We start from the raw sequence: 23,607 nt of genomic DNA, 5'->3' as shown, positions 1-23,607 counted from the left end.
CCGCGGGAGATATTAAAAGAAACCATGAGAACAGAAACACACATCAAATTCTCTTGCGCGCTGTTTTGGTATCACAACCAAAAAACAAATTAAACAACATGAAAAAAATCATTTTCTCTATTGTTTTCCTGACCCTGGGTTGGGCGACATCAAATGCACAAACTTTTAACCTGGGGGTTAAGGCAGGTGTAAATTTGGCCAAGTTAAATGCAGATTTTGCAAGTGAAGAAAACCGATTGGGTTATCAGATTGGTGCATGGGCACGTATCGGTGGCAGCAGTTTTTATGTACAGCCCGAGGCTTATATTGGTAGTAAGGGTAATAAATTTATCAGCATTCAACAAGATAATGGCAACGAAGTGTCTGCAGAAGGAAAAGTAAAATTCACCACTTTGGATATTCCAGTTTTATTGGGAACAAAATTTGGCGCTAAAAATTTGAACTTCCGCTTAATGGCCGGTCCGGTTATTTCATTTGTTTTGGATGAAAATTCTTCTTTTAGTTCTGCTTATCAACAAGCAACAGATTTTAGCAATTACAAAAACCAGGCATTGGGCTTACAAGCTGGCGCAGGTGTAGATGTGGGTAGCATTTCGGTCGATTTACGCTACGAAGCTGGTTTATCAAACATCAGCAAAAGCGAAAAGTATACGCAAAAGCCTAACTTGTTTCAATTAAGTTTAGGATTTAAGATTTTGTAAGCTAAAATAAGCGCCAGATTATTTTTTCTCTGGCGCTTATTTTAGATCAAAGCCACTTAAGCTATTCCTGATTGATAAAGATTTATCTTTTCCAAATCGAAATTTTATCCCACAGAAAAGGTTGCTTTTTTGTTTTTTTACCTATTTGGCGTATTATCAATAAAAGGCCGATTAACTGCAGTACCTGTATAAGGCAATGTGATATCTCCTCTCAAACTGAAACTATAAGTATTGGATTTGGTAACACTTACGCCAGTTCTAACTACAATATTTGTTGTTGTACCCGTATACCTTAGTATTAAATCGTAAACACCTTGTGGGACCTTGGCAAAATTTGAAGCGCTTTTATAAGCTACATTTGTGGCTACTGTTGTTTCAACTGAAGTTGTTGTATTTTTCAGTACCAAATCGAAGGGATTTGCATTATAAGAGGCATGAACAAAACGCACATAAGCACCTGATGTATCTATAGCCGGTAATACATCATCAACCACAAAAACATCTGTTTTCTTAGTTGTAGTGTTATAAAGGCCAGATAAATAAATCGAATAATTCTTACCATCTGCTACTTGTTTGTTTAACGTTGCAATTACCAGGCTAGGATCTACGGTTGCAGTGCTCGGACGCTGGGCGGTGAAATCGTAAGTACCCGGGGCAAGAATTGTATACGAATTTGTTGATGGGTAAACACTTGCAAATGCTACACCTCCAGTTCCACTTTCTACACCAGTTGTAGAACTTGCAGCAGTAACTTTTGTATTTCCAGCATAAAAGTTCACTACGGGCGAATTGAGTGCAAAATTAAAATACTTCAATTGAGCACCACTTATTGGTACTGAAATTTCCTGGACAGCGTTTTTCTTGCATGAAAAAATTATAGCTGATAGCAGTAGTACTGCCAATATGATATATTTTCTATTCATAATTTAATTATTGGGGTGTTGTTATCCACATTTCTTTAGTTTGATAATCGGTTGCAAGGCCGCCTATTGCATTAAGCCCTTCCCTATTCCAAACATATTCCGAATTAAACCTTGGGCGCATTCGCTGCACTACCTTGGTTTGGTTATCTGGAAAAAGCACGGTAGGAATAGTAAACCCTATAAAAACCTGATTTGCAGTAACAGGATCTTTATCTGTATAGTGGTATCTTCTTAAATCTGTCCATTGTTCTAAATGGCCCCAAGCCCATTGCGCAATGTATTTCTGACACATAATCTGTGAAAGGGTTAAATCGTTTGGATTTACAGGTATAATCAGCGGCGAAGCAAGGTAGTTACTTTTTTCTGTTGCAGTTATTTGCGTTGGTGTTTGCCCGTCATCGGTATTTCTTGCATTTACAAAATCGAAATGAGCTGAAACAGCATTTTTATATGCCGCTAATGCTGTTGCTTTATCTCCTTTTTTATATGCTGCTTCAGCTTTGATAAACTGTAATTGAGCATAAGTAATGACAGGAAATTTATTTTTACGGGCGAATAAATACCTTGCCGGGGTAGTTGCCGAAGCGTTGGCTGCTGCCTGAGAAGCATAACCCCAAAGGTTTAATGGTTGTTGAGTTGTAGTTAATGCACCCACGCCTAAGGTGGGTTCTAAACCTCTATATGAACCATCCGGAGATGGCGCTAGCATTCTGCTCATCCTTGGATCAACAACACTTGTAAAAACGGTACCATCCATTAATGATAAGATAAATTTGGTCTGCCTAAGGGTACCTATGTTATTTCTGGTTGCAGATAAAAAGTTAGCATCGTCGTTGGCTGTTCCTGCATATGGAATTAAAGCATCATCAGCATTTCCTACAAAAGAGGCATCAACCGCAGCAATAACATCGTCTGGTTTATAAAGCGATGTTTTATTAGAGTAATGGTTTAAAACAATCGCTTTGAAACCGTATGCAAATTTTATCCATGAAGCACGTTTTCCCCTATAAATAAAATCAGTCTTACCTAAATAAGCCTCATTTACCGCACCATCCGTTCTATTCAAATTGGCAATTGCAGCATCTATTAACCTTAACGTTTCTTGATAAGCGAATTCTTGCGAATCATACCTGAAAGAGGTCTTATTTGGGTCGAATGCTTCCTTAATAATAATTTCGCCATTGCAATCTGTAGCAGTAAGCCAACCCCAGGCTTTCAGAATCTGTGCCACTCCTAATAAATCCCAACGCTGCTGGCTTTCGGCTTTACTGGTCATGTCGATTAAATTCTGTCCAAAATCAAAATATGTTGTTCTCCATATTTGGCCACCTTGATCGGGAGCCGTACCACCCTGGTTATTACCATGTCTTTCCCACAGATCCTGAGTGGCTGTAGAAGCCAGGTTTTGCGTGTAACGGCCAATATAAATTCCATCAAACTGTGGTGCCGAAGCCATCCAATGTAACATTGGCGACAAATACAAGTTAGCCTCCACCGACTGTGGTGCATTTGGATTTGTATTTACATCCAAGAATTTCTTACATCCACTTGTAGAAATAAGACTCCCTAATATTAATAGTATATATATCTTTTTCATTTGTTATTTCTCCTTATTATAAGCCAATTTTAATACCAAAGTTTAATCCTATTGGTACCGGAAAATTACCGTAATCTATTCCAGCGGAACCAGAACCACCAACCGCTGCTGTATTTCCATTAACAACCGGATCTAATCCTGAATAATTAGTAATCAAAAATAAATCGGTACCTGTTACAAAAACACTGGCACTTCTAAAGAAATTTTGTTTGCTAAAAATAGTTTGTGGTAACCTGTACTGCAGGGTTACATCTTTCAACCTAATCCAGTTTATGTCTTTTTCGATAAAAAGCTCTTCACTTAAATTAGTATAGTAGGTATTTTGATAAAACGGAGTTACTGAAATATTATTGATAGTAGGATTTGCACTATTTTCTTTACCATCCTGGATAACACCCGTTACAATTCTAGGCGTTAACCTATCCAGTGTCATGGTGCTTAAACCTCTTTGTGTAAGAAAACTTTGCGTAGCATTAAGCACATCGCCACCTTTTCTGATATCTAATAAGAATGATAGTGCAAAGTTTTTATAAGTAAAAGTATTGGTAATACCAATGGAGAAATCAGGCTGCCTGTCATATCCCTTCCCAGGCCCTTGAATAACTACTGACGACCTAACCGGTAATCCAGATACCGGATTAATTAAAATGTCTCCCCTATCATTCCTTAAGTAGAAAGTTCCGGTTAACGATCTTGTTGAATAACCTGGTGTTGCGCCATTTCTAATGGTGCCATACACATTGGTATCAGAAACATAAGATTCCGGAAGTTCATTTGGCAAACTTAAAACCTTTGCTCTCGCACTTTCGAAGTTTACCAGTGCATTCCAGCTAAAATCTTTTGTTTTAATCGGTGTTCCACGCAGCGTTACTTCAATACCTTCACTTCTGGTTTTAGCACCATTTAAATTAAATAGTACATATCCGGTAGCGTAACTTCCTCTGATATCGTTAACAATCTGATCGGAGGTTTCTTTGCGGTAAGTAGTAAAATCCAGTCCCAATCTATCTTTAAAGAAAGCCAATTCTGTTCCTACCTCATACGAACTTGCAAATTCAGGTCGTAGGGCCAAATTTGGTCCTGTAAAACCATAACCAAATCCTCCACCAACGGTGGTTTTACTTTCTAATGATGGAATATAACTGTAAGGCCTGGCATCTTTACCCACATTCGCAAATGCAGCTCTTAACTTACCTGAGGTAAATACTGCACTTAATGCTTCTTTAAAAGCCGGGACTTCTGTAAATACAAAGCTACCAGACACAGAAGGATAAAAGAATGAATTTGCTCCGATAGGAATAGTTGATGTCCAGTCATTTCTGCCTGTAGCGGTGATGTAGAGATAATCTTTATAATTTAAAGTTGCGCGGGCAAACAAACTAAATAATCTTCTTTGCGAAATGGACGACTTTGCGTTCCTCAGTGTTGTAGTGGTATTATTGATTGAAATAAAGTTTGGATCTAAAAAGCCTTCGCCGTATTGGGCGTCAATATTAGATCTTAAATCTTGTATGGCATTACCTAATGTCGCATCAATAGATAAATCAGAGGTGATTTTCTGTTTCGTTAAATTTAGTAAGTTCTGAATGTTAACATTTCGGGTATTGTCATTGGCAACATCCATAATACCCTGTTTATTAAATCCCCTTGAACTTTCCGGATGACTCAACAGTAAATTTTTGTTTGAGTATACGTCGAAACCGATATTCGATTTTAAATTAAGCCATTTAGCTGGTGTAATGGTAAAGCCAAAGTTAGAGGTTATTCTATTTTGGACAGAATTAATTTTGTTCTTGTTTACGTTAAAATAAGGATTTTCAATTTCAGATGTTAAATCCGTAGCCGTTGTAAATCTCCTTCTTGTACCGGCGGCGGTAAGATAATTTCTGGCATCATCTTCCTGTGGCCACAAAAGCAATCCAATTAACGGACCACCAGATCCTTTAAAAGGCTGATTATTTAAGGCATAAGTATAGGTCATGGATAAATCCACCTTCATCCAATCGTTTAATTTGCCATTTGTTGATCCATTTAAGGTAAACCGATCATAATTAGAGTTGGGTACAACCCCATTTTGTGCTGTATAAGATGTAGAAATCCTATAGCTCATATCCTGGCCACCACCATCAAAAGATAGATTATGCTTTTGAGTGAGCGCAGTTTGAAAGAAACCGTCAATATTATCGTATAAAACGGTGCCAGGAGCATAGGCAGGTCCAAAATATTGTAGCGTTCCTGGCCCGGCAATACCATTTGTACCCAAGCCATAAACACCTTGTATTTCAGGTTTGGCGCGTGTTTTTTCTAAGCGAAAGCTATTGCTATAGTTGATTGATCCTTTACCCGATTTACCGCGCTTGGTGGTGATTACAATTGCTCCATTTGCTGCGTCAATTCCATACAATGCCGCAGCCTCAGGACCTTTCAAAACCACGAGACTCTCAATATCTTCGGGATTGATATCAGCTGCCCGGTTGGTGAAATCGACTCCTCTATTAGAAAATGCAGTAGTTGAGCTATTATCAGAATAAAATGCACTCGTATTTAACGTCTTATTATCAATAGGCAAACCATCTACCACAAACAACGGCTGGTTACTTCCACTAATAGAACTTACTCCCCTAATAGTGATAGATGAAGATGCGCCCGGAACCCCAGATGAACTTGTGACTTCAACACCTGCAACACGCCCTTGTAAGGCATTAACAAAATTCTCACGTTGGGTATCGGCTAAATCCTGGCCTTTAACTTGTTGTTGAGCAGTTCCAAGCGCTTTCCTGGAAACTTGTTGTCCTAAAGCCGTAACTACAACTTCATTAAGGGAATTCACGTTACCCTGAAGTATTACATTTAAAGAAGTATTGTTTCCTACTGTTCTTTCAACTGTAGCGTAACCAATGTAAGTAAAAGTAAGTACATCGGTTTTTAAGGCTTTGATGGAATAATTTCCATCTGCATTGGTTTGTGCAACCACAGTGCTTCCTTTCACCCGGATAGAAACACCTGGAATAGGGCCATCGGCCGACGTAACCTTACCGGTAACGGTTATTTGTTGTGCAAAGGCATGGGCCAGCAACAAAAACGTACCAATAAAAATTAGTAGTAATTTTTTTTTCATAAACTGCCTGTTAAGAAAATGATTGTTTTGTTAGTTGTAGTTAGTTAATAGTAGTTTGCCAAAACACGCATAATAACGCATTTTAATGCTAATATCATAAATGTTTTGGAATAAAAAAACAATTTAACAAACTATTTACCAGCAACTAACAAGACTAAACCGCATCAACACGCAGAAACGCGCAATATTTAAAAAATATAAAAAACTTTTATACTTTCGTTGAAACCAAAACATCTACTATGCTCAAAAAAGAACGCCATGACTTTATCATGCGACAGATTAATTTGCACAACCGCGTATTAACATCTGATCTGGTTCAATTGCTCAATGTATCTGAAGATACCATTAGAAGAGATTTACAGGAACTTGTTGATGAAAATCTCCTCTATAAGGTCCATGGAGGTGCTTTATCCAAATCCTATCATAGTTCTTTTGACGATAGTACGGTATATGCCCGCGACAGTAAAATTGCCATTGGGAAAAAGGCTGTTCAGTTGATTAAAGATGGTATGGTAATTTTAACCGGTGGCGGAACAACGATTTTAGAGTTTGTAAAACTGCTTCCACAGGGCTTATCGGCTACTTTTTTTACCATTAGTCCGCTGGTGGCAGTAGAACTAGCCAAATACAATAACATTGAAGTGATTTTGATTGGTGGCCTGTTTTCAAAAAATTCGCAGATTACTTATGGTGGACAGGTGATTACACAATTATCGGAGATTAAGCCCGATTTATGCTTAATGGGAACGAGTGCTATTCATCCCGATGAAGGCTTAACTGATACTTATTGGGAAATTAACCAGCTCAAAAAAGCCATGCTGGCCTGTGCAAAAAAAAACCGCGGTTCTTTGCATTTCCGAAAAATTGAATATTGCTTTACGGTTAAGGGTTTGCCCGATAGAAAGCATTAGTTACCTGATTACCGAACTGGATGTAGATCATGAATCACTTTCGCTCTACCGTGAAAAGGAACTAAATATTTTATAAAATTCAATTCACATCTTTTTAGATCTGCCGTATGTTGAAATAATTAAATTGAAATATACGAAGGGTCTCAAGAACAATTCAACTCTGTGTTCTTAGCTTTCGCTAAGATACTTAAACGCTAAATTCAGCTACAAACTATTTCGGCAAACTGATTTTACCCATACAAACCGATGGCACTCCTTGCCGGTTGCCAAAATTTATTGGCTCACCACATAGCGTTTCATTGGCTAAAACAGCAAATAAAACAGCTTCTTTTGCATCTGGATTAATATTTAAATCTGATGTACTTAGGAACTTGCAAAAAGGCAGCCTTGATTGTAGAAGCTGAACAAGCAGCGGGTTGTGCATTCCACCACCACTCATAAACACATGTACTTGGGCATCCTGACCAAAACACCGCCTTATCGCGTTGGCAATGGCCTCTGCAGAAAAATGGCACAAGGTGGCCATTACGTCCTGTTTGCTTAGATTAGTTGTTGAAGATTGTTCCTGTGCCCTTAACAAATATTCAAGGTTAAATAATTCAGGCCCTGTGGTTTTAGGAAAATCCAACGTAAGAAAATCACAGTCAAGCAGTGCTGCCAATAGTTTGGAGTTTAAATGACCACTTAGCCCAACAGTTGCATTTTTATCATAAAATTGATTAAAATGTTGCTGCATGTACTGATCCATTAAGGTATTACCAGGCCCAACATCCGTCGAAAAAATTTCGCTGGCATCTGTACTGCCCGGCAAGTAAGTGAAATTTGCTATACCGCCAATATTCAACATTACGCGATCTTCGCCCGCTTTTGAAAACATTAAATAATCTCCATACACGGCAAGAGGAGCGCCTTCGCCTCCCGCAGCCAAATGTTTTTGTCGAAAATCAGAAAGGGTGATGATTCCAGTCTTAGTGGCGATGTGGTCACCATCGCCAATCTGTAGTGTGCCATTGGGATAATCGGCCAGTTGGTGTAACGATTTTGGTGAATGAAAAATAGTTTGTCCGTGGCTGGCAATAAAATCGATATCCTCGTTTTTATACCTCCATTCATTTAAAGCTTCATTGATCAATTGTGCATGAATGTCTGCAATGTGTTCGTTCATCAGGCAAACCAGCTGCAAATCGACTTCCTTTTTAGAAAATATTGCTTTTATTTTAGCCCTGAAATCAGCTGTATAATCGCTGGTTTTAAATTCTAAAAGCTTTATATCGGTTTCAGCGCCGCTTTTTTTAACCAAACAAAGGGCAATGTCCAGTCCATCCATAGACGTTCCACTCATCAAACCAATAATCAACCGCTCGTGCTTGCCTGCTTTTGAATATAACTTTTGGATTTGCCTGTTCATATTAATTTTATCTTGAAGGGATCAAACGTTTGTTTGCCCTTTAATTGAATTTTATATAAAATACTTGCAATAAATGTAAATAACCTTTGTTAGAAATTGAGCATAACTCTCTATATTTACTGCTCCGTACATTAAAATCCATATAAAAAAAATGGCTAGATTAAATCTACTGGAGGAGACACGTTTCGAGAAATTACCCGTAAGCGTATTCGAAAATCCAAAAATTGCTTCAATTAATGTAGCACATCGCATTGCCGAGCTCATTAAATCAAAACAAGCAAACAACGCACCTGCAGTACTGGGCTTAGCAACAGGTGTTACCCCAATTGCAGTTTATGCCGAACTGGTTAGGCTGCACAAAGAAGAGGGCTTGAGTTTTAAAAACGTAATTACTTTTAACCTGGATGAATATTATCCAATGGCGCCAACTGCGGCACAGAGTTATGTTACGTTTATGAACGAAAACCTTTTCAATCATATCGATATTGACAAAAAAAATGTCCACATCCCTGATGGTACGCTTGCACTGGAAGATATTCCGGCTTTCTGCGTGGAATATGAAAAGAAAATAGGCGATCTGGGTGGTCTTGACATCCAGATTTTAGGAATTGGCCGTACTGGTCACATCGGGTTCAATGAGCCGGGCTCTGCACCAAATTCTGGTACCCGTTTAGTTACTTTAGACGATTTGACCCGCCGTGATGCGGCACGCGATTTCGGTGGGAAAACTTTTGTACCAACAAAGGCCATTACCATGGGTATAGGCACCATTTTTAAAGCAAGAGAAATTATATTAATGGCCTGGAGCCGTAAAAAAGCTTCCATTATCAAAAAAGCAGTTGAAGGCGAAATTTCAGGCGAGGTCCCGGCAACATATCTTCAACTTTCTGATCATGTAGAATTTATCCTTGATGCACCGGCAGCCTCAGAACTGACCCGTTTTGATACACCATGGCTGGTTAAAGACTGCGTCTGGACAGATGCCTTGATCCGCAAGGCTGTAATCTGGTTGGCTAACACCTTAAAAAAACCAATCTTAAAATTAACAGAAGATGATTACAACAATAATGGTATGGCACAACTGGCTACTGAAAAAGGACCAGTTTACAATATCAACATCCATATCTTTAACAAGTTACAACATACCATAACCGGTTGGCCGGGTGGCAAACCAAATGCTGACGATTCTCAACGTCCGGAAAGGGCTGTTCCGTCCCGGAAAAATGTGATTATCTTTTCTCCTCACCCAGATGATGATGTGATCTCGATGGGAGGCACTTTTCTACGGCTGGTTGATCAGGGACATAATGTACATGTAGCTTACCAAACCTCGGGTAATACCGCAGTTTGGGATGACGACGCCCTTCGTTTTGTGGAATTTAACGTAGATTTTACAGAGAAAATGGGCATGGATAATACGCACCTAAAGGATCTTTATGATAAAATGAGAGCCTTTATTGAGCAGAAAAAACCAAACCAGATTGATACACCAGAAATCCAGACGGTTAAAGGGCTTATCAGAAAAGGTGAAGCTATTGCTGGTGCAAGATATTGCGGTCTGGAAGATGACCATATCCACTTTCAGGCACTTCCATTTTACGAAAGCGGCAAGGTTCAGAAAAACCCGGTAACTGATGCCGATATTGAACTTACAATAGCCCTATTACAGCAAGTAAAACCTCAACAGGTTTATGCTGCCGGCGATTTTGAAGATCCTCATGGAACGCATATTGTTTGTTTCAAAATTGTTTTGGAAGCACTGAAACGCTTACGTAAAACCGAAGCTTGGGCACAAGATTGTTGGTTATGGATGTACCGCGGCGCATGGCACGAATTTGAAACTTATGAAATCGAAATGGCGGTGCCAATTTCTCCGCAAGAACTGGAACGCAAGAGAAATGCCATCTTTAAACACCAAAGTCAAAAAGACAGGGCTGTTTTTCCCGGTGATGATGCACGGGAATTCTGGCAAAGGGCTGAAGACCGTAACCGTGATACCGCGAAAGCTTATGATGAGCTTGGGCTTGCAGAATACGAAGCGATGGAAGCCTTTGTACGCTGGAAATTTGAAGACTAATTTAAAATATACTCGCAACCTGCTTTGTTAGCTCAAAGCAGGTTTTTTTTCTTCCTCCGAAGTCTTAAAAGCCCTTGAACGCTGAAAGCAGCCTTTAATGATGATTTAATATAAGAAAAACACACTCTCCAAAAGATCCTTCACTCCGTTCAGGATGACATCACCTGTAGATTGATGTCAGTGAGTACGTTACCTACTTGTCATGCTGAGCGCAGCGAAGCATCTCTTAACAAGAACAAATAATCACAAACTAACATCTGGCAAAAGATCCTTCACCTTGTCCAGAACGATACATCATCTCCTATTACTTTTATTATTTCTCATTCTAAAAAAATAGCCTACATTAGTTTGTAAAACCCAAACCAGCTAATCATGACCGAACCTAACCAACGCTTGTTATCTCTTGATTTTTTTAGAGGATTAACCGTAGCCGCGATGATCTTAGTAAACAATCCGGGCAGTTGGGGGCATATTTATGCGCCTCTGGAGCATGCAGAATGGAACGGCTGCACACCCACAGATTTGATTTTTCCATTCTTTTTATGGATTGTAGGCGTTTCTATAGCTTTTGCCATGAGTAGCAGTAAAGCGAATCCATCTACACATCAAAAAACAATTATTAAAGCCATTAAACGCGGCATTATACTTTATTTACTTGGCTTCTTTCTGGCTATTTTTGGGAAGATCATTAGTGCATTAACAACTGATAATACCATCATAGAAGCTTTTCAGACAGTTAGATTGCTAGGCGTTTTACAAAGAATAGGCATTGTTTTCGTGATCAGCAGTATCATTTTTATCAAGTTTTCTAACAAAACTATATTTAAAACATTAATTGTAATCCTCGCCCTTTACTGGGCACTCATGACGTTTATTCCAGTACCAGGAATTGGATACCCGAATTTGGAAAAGGAAACCAATTTAGCAGCCTGGATTGATCGTGGAATTTTAACAGAGGCGCACACCTGGGCTTCATCAAAAACCTGGGACCCTGAGGGCGTTTTAAGCACCTTACCAGCAATCGGCACCTGTTTATTTGGTATTCTGATTGGCGTTTGGATGCGCAGAAAAGATGTAAACAATCCAACCAAAGTAGCCTGGTTATTTACTACAGGCATTACATCAGTTATTTTAGGCCTGTTGTGGGACCTGCAGTTCCCGATTAACAAATCCTTGTGGACAAGTTCTTTTGTGTTATATACGGGTGGCCTGGCCTCCATAGGATTGGCACTCTGCTACTGGATCATTGATGTGCAGGGCTATAAAAAGTTTACTACTCCTTTTGTTGTGTATGGTGTAAATGCCATTACGGTTTTCTTCCTGGCGGGATTAATGCCAAGAGTGTTAAACCTCATTCAGATTACCAAAGCTGATGGCAACAAAACAGGCATTTTGGTCTGGTTATATGAGACTTGTTATACGCCCTTTTTCAGTCCAATAAATGCTTCATTGGTTTGGGCCATAACCTATGTACTTGGTTTTTACGTATTGTTATATTTTATGTACAAAAAAAACATTATCATTAAGGTTTAGTAAAAAAATGCTATAATTGATTGTACCTCTTCAACCCATTTGAAAAAGAAAACTACCATATACGATATTGCCAAGGCGCTCGACATTACGGTATCGACTGTTTCCAGGGCCCTTAGTGGCTTTCCGGCAATAAGTGACACCACCAGAAAGGCTGTTGTTGAAATGGCTAAAAAGTTAAACTATAGCCCAAATAAACTCGCATCAGCATTAAAATCGGGTAAAACCCATATCATTGGTGTAATTGTGCCCAGTGTACAGGCACATTTTTTTGCATCTATTATTCACTGCATAGAAGATGGCCTGAAAGATAGTGGCTACCGTGTGATTATTTACCAGTCTAACGAATCGGTTGAGAATGAAATTAATGGCGTAAGAACCCTGTTGGAAGCACAGGTAGACGGCATTATGGCTTCAATGTCTTTAGAAACGGAAGATACCTCTCACTTTAGCGAAATTATTAAGCAAAATAAGCCGTTGATTTTATTCGACCGTGTAAATATAGATTTAAAAGTCCCGACCATTACTCTCGATGATTTTAAGGCCGGTTATATCGCTACCAAACACTTGATTGATAAAGGTTACCAAAAAATTGCATTTGTAACAACTGTTCACCAGATTAAAATATTTAACGATCGGTTAGAAGGTTACAAAGCAGCTTTGGCAGATCATCACCTTCCGGTAGTAAATGATCACGTTATTTTTGGCGGCTTATCTATCAAAGACGGCCGATTTGGCGCTGGTAAATTAATGCGCAGCATTGATAAGCCAGATGCGATTATTGCCGGTGATGATTTTACGGCATTAGGCGTAATTAAAAAATTAAAAGAGATAAACGAAACACCACCTAAAATAGGTGTGATTGGTTTCGCGAACGAGGCTTTCTCCGCTTACATTACGCCGAATCTATCCACAATTGATCAGCATGCCTCGCAAATGGGACAGGAATGTGCTAAAATGTTCCTGAAAATGATTAATCAGGAGAACCCATATGCCAACATGGAACATATTATACTGGATCCGGGTGTTGTAGAAAGAGAATCAACCAATAAGAAAAGTTAAAAAACATTATTCCTTTGCTAAAGGTACTTCTACACCAACAGGCCCGCTGGGTTCACTTTCATTTTTTAACCGATCCAATGCCGTTACGAGATAGCTGTATCGCTTTCCACTCTCTACACTAGTATCAATGAATGAAAGATAATCTTCAAAGCTTATCTTAACAATGTTCTTCGGATCAAGTATTGAAATTTTCTCACCTTCATCAAATCGGTAAATCACAAATCCCGAAGCTGTTTCTCCATCCTTTGCTTTTAACGGAAACTGCCATTTTAAATGCACACCATCTTTTAGTGCATCAGCAGTTAATGCCTGAGGTTCATTGGGCGGCACCTCATCCAACCATGGCATTTGCGGTGGTAAAGCAGGGTATTTGTAAAGATCGTTCTTTAGCGAATCACCAACTGCTTTAGCAACCGTACTTAATGATTTGGAACTAAAAAATACACTGCCCTGAATCCTGTTATTATCCCTGAGGTACCGAATCTGTCTGGGTATCTCGCTGAGATTTTTCCAGGCGGCTTCCGCCCTTGAGTTTACCAGGTAAGCGCCCTGCCCAATATAAACATGTCTACCAAAAGTATTATTGCTCCACCAATCAACTAAAATGCCATATGGCGCTACTCTTCTCGTAAACGTAAAATAAATCTGAGGATTGATGTAATCTACCCAGCCTTCTCTAACCCATTTACGGCTATCAGCAAAAAGTTCTGCATAATTAGATAAGCCACTGGTTGCGGAACCTTCAGGATCTTCATTTTTATTCTTCCAGATACCAAAGGGGCTGATACCAAACTTAACCCATTTTTTATAGTGGTGGATGCTATCATCAAGCTGTTTGATGAGGAGATCAACGTTATTTCGCCTCCAATCTCTTATGTCTGAAAAATTATTAGGGTATTTGCTAAAAGTATTACTATCATTAATGGTTTGCCCTTCTAATTTATAAGGATAGAAATAATCATCGAAGTGAATCCCGTCAACATCATAGCCTTTTACCACATCCAAAATTACCTGAACAATATATTCCCTTACTTCCGGGATGCCGGGATCAAACTGCTTTTTACCGCCATAGATAAAAAACCAATCGGGGTGTTTACGATAAGCATGGCTTTCGCTTAACACGGCTGAACTGCTCATGCTTGCTCTATAAGGATTAAACCAGGCATGCAACTCCATTCCTCTGAAATGGGCCTCTTTAATGGCAAAGGCCAGAGGATCATAACCCGCTGCTGGTGCCAAGCCCTGCCTGCCCATTAACCACTGGCTCCATGGTTCCCTGGATTTTGCGTAAAATGCATCTGCTGCAGGCCTAACCTGCAAAATAATGGCATTCATTCCTTGGCTTTTGTGTCTTTCCAAAATACCAATCAGTTCCTGCTTTTGCTGATCAATGCTCAAACCCGGCCTTGATGGCCAATCTATATTGGTAACAGTTGCCACCCAAACACCCCTAAACTCCCTTTTTGGTGCAATTTTTGATGAAGGTTGTGCATTTAATATATAAGGTATTACAGTTAGCGATAAAAGTGCGTATAGGAAGTTTTTAAGCATTATTTCTTGTCTTATTTTTATTCAGGTTGTGTGTTTGTGTAGTTTTGCGTACAAATCGAACATTAGCAAGTAAACGATTTTTTTTAAAAACTCTTATAAGTTTATTAAAAATTTTAATTTGCGCCCTGCTAAAAATTAATTGTGTACCCCATTTACCTATGGAGAACAAAAGTATATTAATTTATAGAAGATACAGTGTTATTAAATGGAACCACAAAAGATTAATAAGGGTGATAGAAACAAAATTTACTTCCTGGTCATCGTTATTGCGGCTTTAATTGGCACAAATGCCTATTTGTTTTTTAAAGATCGAAAGCAAAGCGAAAGATTTGTTACCATTAGTACAGAGAAAGACAAACTACGGCTTGAAGTAGAAAAGATTGAAGTTGAACTGGATAAGGTTAATGCGTTGAACCTCGATTTAAATGAGAAACTTGTTGAGGAGCAGAAGCTTGCGCGTACAAAAATAGAAGAACTAAAAAAAGCCTTAGAAAAGAACCAGATTACCCAGGCGGAAATCGATAGGGCCAATACCAAGATTAATGAACTGAAAACATTCGTAAAAAACTACAATGATCAGATTATTCAGTTACAGAAAGATAACATCCTTTTAAAAAACAGCCGCGATAGTCTACAAAATACGCTCAGAAACATGAGCAATAAGGCGTCGGACTTAGAGAATGAAAATTCCAATCTGAATGCGAAAGTTAAAACCGCTGCAGCATTAAGATTACAATCGGCCGAAATTATCGCTTTCAGGACAAAATCAAGCGGCAAAAAAATTGAAGTGACCAAATCATCTACTGCCGAAAAGTTAAGTGTACGTTTTACCATTGTACCTAATCAACTGGCAGAAAAAGGACATCATAACATTTACCTTCGGGTATTCGATCCGGCAGGCAACCTGCTTGCTAACGAAGGAAACCATTTTGAGGCTGAGGGTCAGGATATGCAGTTTAGCCATTCTATTTTCATCAATTACAATAATGATGAGAGCACTTACGTTATCGATTGGACAAATCCAAAGCCATTTATTAAGGGCATATATACCGTGATTTTATATGCAGATGGCAATACCATGGGTAAGGCACAAGTGGAACTTAGGTAATCCACATCGACGAGATCATCCATTTATTCTACTTTTGATTTAAACCAACGGGAAATTGAGGTAGAATGTTGTTCCTAAGCCGTTTATTGAGGTAAATTTAACCGAACCACCAGCATTTTCTACCGCCTGCTTAACAAAAGCCAGCCCCAACCCTGTACCCGATGTTTTGGTCGTGAAATTTGGCACAAATATTTTATCTTGCAGGGACGGCGGTATGCCTTTTCCATTATCTTTTATTTCTATATATGCATTTTTCACATCTGCATATACAACTATAGTAATACAACATAGCGATTCCTCATCTATAGCTTCTATAGCATTTTTTAGTAGGTTATTGAATGTTCTTAACAGCTGATCGTGGTCTGCCAGGATTGTAATATCTTTTTCGCTCCTGTTTAGCACATCAATAGTCACGTTTTCAGTACTTTTGAACACCTCTCTTGCCTGCTCGATAATTGGAAGCAAAGAAAGTCGCTCCAGATTGGTATCAGGCATTTTAGCGAAATTAGAAAATTCAGAAGCAATTTTAGAAAGGCTATCAATCTGTTCAATAAATGATTTACTAAACTTATTAAACTTCAGTTCGAAATTAGGATCTTTCTCTTTCCATGATTTTTCTAGTAACTGAACGCCTAACTTTAATGGTGTTAGCGGGTTCTTGATTTCGTGAGCCACTTGTTTTGCCATTTCGCGCCAGGCGCTCTCCCGTTCTGATCTGGCCAGCTTAATTGCACTCTCCTCCAAAGCAGCAATCATATGGTTGTATTCCTTAATCAAAGAGCCGATCTCATCATGCCTTCGCCATACGATAGGTTCGTTTTTTTGCCCTATTTTAGTTTTACTGATACTTTCCTGAATAAAAGTTAAGGGGCTTGTAATCTGATTGGCCAAAAATACAGCCAACACGCCAATAGCCACAAATACCAGTGCGTAAAGATTAATCAGATTACTTACAAAAAGTGCAAGTTTATCGCTATACTCCTCTTCGTTAGAGTAGTTAGGCAAACCTATATAAGCAATCGTTTTATTTTGGGCATTTCTGATCGGGGCATAAGCAGCAGCATAAATTAAACTTCCAATGTTCTCTTTAAGGTTAATGTATTCTGATCGGTGTAAGCCACTTAATGAAAAGAAAGCTTTAGGCCCCATTTTTTTACCTATAATTTTATAGTTATAGAGTTTGGGATAGGTCGTCATGATCAGGTTCCCGTTCAGGTCGTACAAGTTTAAATCAGCATTGTTGATATCGGCAAAGTTGTTAAAATCAGCGGCGGCATTCTCATCATTTTCAATAATGCCATTACTGAAAACCTGCTTTTCAAAATTCTGCTGAACTTTTCTTACTTTATCTTTTAATATCGCATCTTGCTGTCCGCGGTATTCGTAGTTCATATAATAATAAGTTCCCCAACCTACAATAATCAGTGTAGCTACCACCACCAATACAATAGATACCTGGATCCGCGTTTTATACAAAATCTTATTGGCATTGATCATTAAAGACCTATTGATACTGAACCAGCCTACCTTGTCATCATCTAGGTTTTTGATCAACCATATCAACCCATAAAGTACCAGGGAGAAAATGATAAATATCAGAAAGAAAAAGGATAGTGCAGCCAGGCGTTCTACATAACCCACTTTTTCTTTACTGATTACAACCATTTTACTGTCAGTAGGTTTGTAGATTAAATGACTGTAATGAAGTTGATCATCATTACTGGTTATGAAATCATCCTTCTTACCCTTAAACATGCTACCATCTAAAGGATAAGTATAATTTCCAGACTGATTGAGCAATTTATTATTACTATAAAAAGCGATAGAATAACCCTTAAAATCTTCATCTTTGATCAATTTCTGATCACCCAGAAGATCAGGCAACCGATTGTTATAATTATATGGCTTAGATCGGAGTTCAAGAACCAATGTACCAAGTAAACTGCCCTTGCCTACTACCGAAATAATCCCAAAGTAATCCTGATAACCAAATGTATTGTTTACCTGATAAAAAAAGTTAGATCCATCTATTTTAACAGAGCCAGCTTCAACCAGATTTTTGTACTTAATAATTGGCGGTGTATCACTATTTTCTATTGCTAGGCCGGTTTTATCATAGGGATAAATTTGATAATCATATCGGCTTAAATACCCATCCAAGTAGTCTTTAATGTGATTTTTGAGCACCGCATAACTACCTTTCCGGTTTTGACTAAAATAGCTTGTCAGAAATCTATCTTTAACAATTTCATCGCCTAAAGCTCCTAAGGCAACAATGGCATTAGGATCTTCTGACGATTGCACTTTTCTTGCTAAAGGTTCGCGTAAACTTCTCTCTTTGATATCTTTATACTTAGTATATTTAATAGATGTATTAAAAGCCAAACAGAAAAATACGATGGCAAACATGCCGATTGAAAAGTTTTTTTCCTTTAAATAAACTGCCCGGGCTACTATAAACAATACCAGCGCAAAAACAATAAAAAATGCATTAAAACCTACCGCCAACTTGTAGATAAAAACACCAGCAAAGCCAATCAGGAATATAATTAGCCGTTCTTTATTGCTTATGTTTAACTGGCTGCTTACCGTTGCCGAGATAACAGTAATCAGATACATCTGGAACCAGGCCAAACATAAAATTACAATGCCTACCCAACTTGTTCCGCTAAGTTTAAGAATATTAACAATATCGAAATTAATTTTCGAGTTGAAGATTAGGCCGAAGAAGATATCATCTGTATCCCACACAATCCGGCCTATCAACACCATTAATCCAGCCTGAATAACAATACCGATTACTTTGCTCCGCTTAATCCATTCCGGAAACTTATATTGTTCCTTGTGGTTATACATAAACAAGAGCAACCAGGTAAGTGCAATTACGTTCAACAGAAAATCGCCTAAAGAAGGCATCAGAAAATTATCTGCATATATCCTTGGATCAAACAGATCTAAGGTAAACCTGTGGTTAAACCAACCATAATAGAGATCTGTCAACCGAAACGCCAAAAAGAAAAACAACAGTAAAAAAGTACCCCAGGCAATATGTCCACGCCTGGCAATAAAAGAACTTAAAGAGTTAAAAAACATGCAGATGCACAACATGCCAGCCACAAACAGCCACAGTTGCGTACCCGAATAGTGAGCTTCTGCATATCCAGGTTTTACTTTTAGCCCAAATAAAAATTTATTTTCGAGGTTCTTGATAACATAAACGTCTTTATCTGTAAAAGATGCAAAGGTTAGTAGGTTTGTTTTGGATAAAATAGGATCAATATCATTCTTAAAGTACTTTGTTTCTTTAAAAGGATATTGAGATTGAATGGAGATCAGAAAAACAAGGCTGAAATTACCCTGCGTACTTTTAATTACCTCGTACCAGCCGTTATAAAAGAACAGGACCGAACTGCCTTCTTTTATGGTAGTCGGATCTATTTCAGAAACCTTATAAGTGCTCCAATACTTAAGCTGATTATTTTCAAAGGTTAATAGGTTTATTCCATTACTCTCGCGATAGGTGGCAATAAAATCAATGGCATCTTTAGGGTTTAGATGAAACTGCTTGGCTTTGGCTACTTCTTGCTTATTGGCCAAAAATGTTTGAACGGCTTTTTCTTTGAGCAAAAGATTCTGCTGGATTTCTGCCGCATCATGTTCTAAAAGTTCACTTTTAGTAGTGAATCTACTCAGCGAAATAGAAGTTGCAATAAGGCAACAGCCCAAAACAAGCAATAGAAATCTTATTTTTATACCAAAGCTCATTTTCATCTACGGATAAAGATATTAAATATTGATAAAAAACAACGCCATAAACTTTCAGCTTATGGCGTTGTCATTACCTATTCTGTTTGAATAGATTAAGCTATAACAGCACTACTTGTCAGTACCTCTCGGCTAACTTTTTTAACCAATCCCTGCAATACATTGCCTGGACCAACCTCTACAAATTCAGTTGCGCCATCGGCAAGCATGTTTCCTACTGTCTGTGTCCAACGCACGGCACCGGTTAATTGTTTAATTAAATTGGCTTTTATTTCAGCTGGATCTGTATATGGCTTAGCATCAACATTTTGATAAACAGGGCAAATTGGCGATTCGATATTGATGGCTTCAATAGCAGCCTGTAATTCAATTTTTGCCGGCTCCATTAAAGGGGAGTGAAATGCACCACCTACATTTAATTTTAAGGCTCGTTTTGCTCCTGCTTCGGTTAATTTGGCACAAGCCAGCTCAATGCCATCTATACTTCCCGAAATAACCAATTGGCCCGGACAGTTATAATTTGCAGGCACTACTACGGCATCAATTTCTGCACAAACTTTTTCAACCACTTCGTCAGCTAAACCTAAAATAGCGGCCATGGTTGATGGTTGTGCCTCACATGCTTTTTGCATGGCATTTGCACGGGCAATAACCAGTTTTAATCCATCTTCGAAACTTAATGCATTTGCAGCCACTAGCGCCGAAAATTCACCTAAAGAATGGCCTGCAACCATATCCGGTTTAAAATCATCGCCTAAAACTTTCGCTAAAATAACCGAATGCAAAAAAATTGCCGGTTGGGTTACGTTGGTTTGTTTCAGTTCTTCATCTGTTCCGCTAAACATAATATCGCTAATGCGGAAACCGATAATTTCGTTGGCTTGTTCAAATAGTGCAGCAGCTTTGGGGTTTTCATAAAGATCTTTACCCATACCTACAAATTGTGCTCCCTGTCCGGGAAAAATATATGCTTTCATACCCTTTAATCCCCTAAAGGGGAAATTAAATATTTTATTAGTTGTTATTTTAAATGTCCCCATTCAGGGGGTCTGGGGGTTAATCTAAACTCGCAGTGATTAACCTCAAAAACTCAGCTCTTGTTTTATCGTTACTTAAAAAAGTTCCTGTAAAGGCTGATGTTGTGGTTACCGAGTTTTGTTTCTGCACCCCCCGCATAGACATGCATAAATGCCTGCACTCCATCACTACCGCTACGCCCATTGGACTAAGGGTATTTTGGATACAATCCCTGATTTCGTTCGTTAAGCGTTCCTGTACCTGTAAACGACGGGCAAAAGCATCAACCACCCTTGGAATTTTACTTAAACCTACAATGTGTCCATTAGGAATATAAGCAATATGTGCTTTACCGAAAAATGGCAGCATGTGGTGCTCGCACATCGAATATACTTCGATATCCTTAACTACAACCATTTGACTGTAATCCTCTTCAAACATGGCTGACCTTAGGATTTCATCTGGTTTTAAATCATAGCCATGTGTTAAATATTGCAATGCTTTAGCCACACGTTCAGGTGTTTTTAGTAAACCTTCGCGCGCTGGATTTTCGCCCAGCTGACTAAGAATATCTTTATAATGTGCCGCTACAGCTTCAATTTTATTCTCATTGTAACGGTCAATTTTTACATAGCCATCTCTTGATTCGCCTTTTAATACGTCTTTACTGCTCATTAATTTAGGTGTTTAACCAAAGTATTCAACAAAATTATTTTCGGTTTCGTAGATTTTTACGCAATGCAAAACCGCGCCACTCTCTGCAATAGGAGTCCAAAGCTGTTTCCAGATTTCAATGGCCAGGTTTTCGGTCGAAGCCAGCTTGCCCTTCATAAAATCTACGTCAAGATTTAAGTTTTTATGATCAACCTTGTCCACCACGTAGTCATTCATCACGTCTTTGAGCCATTTTAAATCAACCAGAAAACCTGTTTCTGGATTTACCTCGCCTTTAACGGTGACATATAACCAATAGTTATGGCCATGCCAGTTGGGGTTGGCACATTTGCCATAAACTTCATTATTTTTATCATCATCCCAGTCAGTACGCGCCAATTTGTGCGCCGCATTAAATGATGCTTTTCTTGTTATGTAAATCATTACTATAAAATAAATTGCAAATATACGGATAAAATGGATGATGGAAGAGGGATAATGGACGATGTATGCCTCAATCCATATTTCATCTTACATCAGATTGCTCCTTGCTTCATCATAGATTATACTGGCCTTGCTTCCCTTGTTCATATTCCATCTTACATTCCGCCTATTTCCTTAACTTTACTTAATGAAAACTTTAGTTGTTGCGGCTACAAAAGCTGAACTCACCTTCTTCTACCAGCACTTTAATTTACCAGAAAGTGATTTCGTTGAAAGTAAAAATTTCGACCTGCTCATTACCGGTGTTGGGATGGTAGCCACAGCCTTTGCCCTGGGCAAACATCTTTCGTCTAAGTATAACCTCGTAATAAATTTGGGTATTGCCGGAAGTTTTGATCGGGATATAGCCTTAGGCACTGTACTGAATATTACCGAAGATACTTTTGCTGAATTAGGCGCCGAAAATGAAGACGAATTTTTGACCATCGTAGATTTAGGTTTTGGGGATAACCGCTATACTTCAACAATAATTAAAAACGTTAACCTGCCCACTGTTAGTGGTATTACCGTAAATTGTGTAACAGGAAGCGAGAAAAGCATCAAAAATTTAATCAGCAGGTTAAATCCAATTACTGAAAGCATGGAAGGTGCCGCTGTTTTTTATGCATGTAAACAATTAAATATACCGAGTTTGCAGATCAGAAGTATTTCTAACTATGTAGAACCTAGAAATAAAGACAATTGGAAAATTGGCCTGGCCATTAAAAACTTAAACGATTGGGCCATCTCGTTTATTGGAGAAATGAACTGATTATGACCAATTAGTTTACAGCAGTACTTAATTTTGGTTTATGAAACTTACCCTTGGATTTTCTCCTTGTCCTAACGACACATTTATTTTCGACGCACTTATTCACCATAAAATTGATACGGAAGGATTAACATTTGAGGTTTCCTACGATGATGTAGAAACCTTAAACCAAAAGGCACTTAGGGGCGAATTAGATATTACCAAGTTAAGTTTTCATGCATTTGCGTATGTAGCCAACCAATATGCATTATTGGATGCAGGTAGTGCCCTGGGCTTTGGTGTTGGCCCGTTATTGATCAGCAAAAATCATTTTGAAGGTGCAGCCGACCCTCAACTCCAGACCCCAAACAATACCCTCAAAATTGGGATACCCGGAAAATATACTACGGCCAATTTCTTATTGGGAATTGCTTATCCACATTTACAAAACAAACAAGAACTTGTGTTTTCCGAAATTGAATCAGCTTTACTTAATGAGGAGATTGACTTAGGCCTGATCATTCACGAAAACAGGTTTACCTATCAAGACAAAGGTTTAACCAAGATTGTTGATTTAGGCGATTATTGGGAAAAACTCACCGGTTGTGCCATTCCATTGGGCGGCATTGTAATTAACCGCAAGTTGGACCGAGAGGTACAGTTAAAAGTAAATCGCCTCATCCGCCAATCTGTTGAATTTGCTTTTGCCCATCCAAAATCGGGTATCGATTTTATCCGCAAACATGCGCAGGCCATGGAAGAAAGCGTGATGTATAAACACATTGAACTGTATGTAAATAAATATAGCATCAACCTTGGCGAAGAAGGCCGTAAATCAGTTGATACTTTATTTAAACTGGCCCAGGAACGTGGCATTATTCCTGCTATTCAAGAGGATTTGTATATTTAATTTGTCCCGTTATCTCGACCGTAGCGCCTGCCCGTACAGGC

Annotated in this window: 16 protein-coding genes and 1 pseudogene; 8 read left to right on the top strand and 9 right to left on the bottom strand. The window is 38.6% G+C overall.

Annotation, left to right across the window (positions count from 1 at the left end; all coding sequences use genetic code 11):
• Positions 1 to 98 precede the first annotated feature (98 nt).
• Positions 99 to 701 carry a porin family protein gene (locus PGN18_RS07605; RefSeq protein WP_335318844.1) on the top strand — a complete coding sequence of 201 codons (603 nt, stop codon included), beginning with the start codon at positions 99 to 101 and terminating at the stop codon, positions 699 to 701.
• A 137-nt stretch (positions 702 to 838) separates the two neighbouring features.
• Here the strand turns inward: PGN18_RS07605 and PGN18_RS07600 are convergent, their stop codons facing one another.
• From PGN18_RS07600 to PGN18_RS07590, 3 genes are read right to left on the bottom strand one after another with little or no spacing between them, the layout of a single operon-like run.
• The gene (locus PGN18_RS07600) at positions 839 to 1,624 is read right to left on the bottom strand and encodes a DUF4397 domain-containing protein (RefSeq protein WP_335318843.1); all 786 of its coding nucleotides are present in this window, start codon (positions 1,622 to 1,624) and stop codon (positions 839 to 841) included.
• 7 nt (positions 1,625 to 1,631) lie between these two features.
• Positions 1,632 to 3,221: a RagB/SusD family nutrient uptake outer membrane protein gene (locus tag PGN18_RS07595; protein ID WP_335318842.1), complete on the bottom strand. Its 1,590-nt coding sequence runs from the start codon at positions 3,219 to 3,221 to the stop codon at positions 1,632 to 1,634.
• A gap of 16 nt (positions 3,222 to 3,237) precedes the next feature.
• Complete coding sequence (locus tag PGN18_RS07590) at positions 3,238 to 6,339, bottom strand: SusC/RagA family TonB-linked outer membrane protein (RefSeq protein WP_335318841.1); 3,102 nt, start codon at positions 6,337 to 6,339, stop codon at positions 3,238 to 3,240.
• Positions 6,340 to 6,578: 239 nt separating this feature from the next.
• Here PGN18_RS07590 and PGN18_RS07585 point away from each other — a divergent pair.
• A pseudogene (locus PGN18_RS07585) lies at positions 6,579 to 7,326 on the top strand (DeoR/GlpR family DNA-binding transcription regulator).
• 135 nt (positions 7,327 to 7,461) lie between these two features.
• Here PGN18_RS07585 and PGN18_RS07580 read toward each other — a convergent pair.
• Entirely contained in the window at positions 7,462 to 8,658 is a 1,197-nt protein-coding gene (locus tag PGN18_RS07580) for an anhydro-N-acetylmuramic acid kinase (protein ID WP_335318840.1), read from the bottom strand.
• 151 nt (positions 8,659 to 8,809) lie between these two features.
• On the opposite strand from PGN18_RS07580, the gene nagB reads away from it, so the two are divergent.
• The 3 genes from nagB to PGN18_RS07565 all read left to right on the top strand — a co-directional run bounded on the left by nagB (position 8,810) and on the right by PGN18_RS07565 (position 13,327).
• A complete protein-coding gene (gene nagB, locus PGN18_RS07575) occupies positions 8,810 to 10,735 on the top strand; it encodes a glucosamine-6-phosphate deaminase (protein ID WP_335318839.1) in 1,926 nt (641 codons plus the stop codon).
• A gap of 372 nt (positions 10,736 to 11,107) precedes the next feature.
• On the top strand, positions 11,108 to 12,268 hold the full coding sequence (locus tag PGN18_RS07570; protein WP_335318838.1) for an acyltransferase family protein: 1,161 nt from the start codon (positions 11,108 to 11,110) through the stop codon (positions 12,266 to 12,268).
• A 39-nt stretch (positions 12,269 to 12,307) separates the two neighbouring features.
• Positions 12,308 to 13,327 (top strand): LacI family DNA-binding transcriptional regulator, encoded by a 1,020-nt coding sequence (locus tag PGN18_RS07565; protein ID WP_335318837.1) that lies wholly within the window; start codon positions 12,308 to 12,310, stop codon positions 13,325 to 13,327.
• 6 nt (positions 13,328 to 13,333) lie between these two features.
• Here the strand turns inward: PGN18_RS07565 and PGN18_RS07560 are convergent, their stop codons facing one another.
• Positions 13,334 to 14,878, bottom strand: coding sequence for a glycoside hydrolase family 10 protein (locus tag PGN18_RS07560; protein WP_335318836.1), 1,545 nt, complete (start codon positions 14,876 to 14,878; stop codon positions 13,334 to 13,336).
• 205 nt (positions 14,879 to 15,083) lie between these two features.
• Here PGN18_RS07560 and PGN18_RS07555 point away from each other — a divergent pair, with 205 nt between their 5' ends.
• Complete coding sequence (locus PGN18_RS07555) at positions 15,084 to 15,986, top strand: coiled-coil domain-containing protein (protein WP_335318835.1); 903 nt, start codon at positions 15,084 to 15,086, stop codon at positions 15,984 to 15,986.
• 39 nt (positions 15,987 to 16,025) lie between these two features.
• Here PGN18_RS07555 and PGN18_RS07550 read toward each other — a convergent pair whose 3' ends face one another.
• The 4 genes from PGN18_RS07550 to PGN18_RS07535 all read right to left on the bottom strand — a co-directional run bounded on the left by PGN18_RS07550 (position 16,026) and on the right by PGN18_RS07535 (position 21,866).
• Positions 16,026 to 19,757 (bottom strand): sensor histidine kinase, encoded by a 3,732-nt coding sequence (locus PGN18_RS07550; protein ID WP_335318834.1) that lies wholly within the window; start codon positions 19,755 to 19,757, stop codon positions 16,026 to 16,028.
• Positions 19,758 to 19,846: 89 nt separating this feature from the next.
• Entirely contained in the window at positions 19,847 to 20,728 is an 882-nt protein-coding gene (fabD, locus tag PGN18_RS07545; protein WP_335318832.1) for an ACP S-malonyltransferase, read from the bottom strand.
• 79 nt (positions 20,729 to 20,807) lie between these two features.
• Positions 20,808 to 21,443: a GTP cyclohydrolase I FolE gene (gene folE / locus PGN18_RS07540; protein ID WP_335318831.1), complete on the bottom strand. Its 636-nt coding sequence runs from the start codon at positions 21,441 to 21,443 to the stop codon at positions 20,808 to 20,810.
• A gap of 12 nt (positions 21,444 to 21,455) precedes the next feature.
• Complete coding sequence (locus PGN18_RS07535; protein ID WP_335318830.1) at positions 21,456 to 21,866, bottom strand: 6-pyruvoyl trahydropterin synthase family protein; 411 nt, start codon at positions 21,864 to 21,866, stop codon at positions 21,456 to 21,458.
• Positions 21,867 to 22,053: 187 nt separating this feature from the next.
• Here PGN18_RS07535 and mqnB point away from each other — a divergent pair, with 187 nt between their 5' ends.
• The gene (mqnB, locus tag PGN18_RS07530) at positions 22,054 to 22,677 is read left to right on the top strand and encodes a futalosine hydrolase (protein ID WP_335318829.1); all 624 of its coding nucleotides are present in this window, start codon (positions 22,054 to 22,056) and stop codon (positions 22,675 to 22,677) included.
• Between the two features lie 40 nt (positions 22,678 to 22,717).
• Complete coding sequence (locus PGN18_RS07525; protein WP_335318828.1) at positions 22,718 to 23,566, top strand: menaquinone biosynthesis family protein; 849 nt, start codon at positions 22,718 to 22,720, stop codon at positions 23,564 to 23,566.
• Positions 23,567 to 23,607 lie beyond the last annotated feature (41 nt).

The sequence above is a fragment of the Pedobacter terrae genome (assembly GCF_036946585.1).
GTDB lineage: Bacteria > Bacteroidota > Bacteroidia > Sphingobacteriales > Sphingobacteriaceae > Pedobacter > Pedobacter terrae_C.
This window is presented reverse-complemented; position numbering and strand designations above follow the sequence as displayed.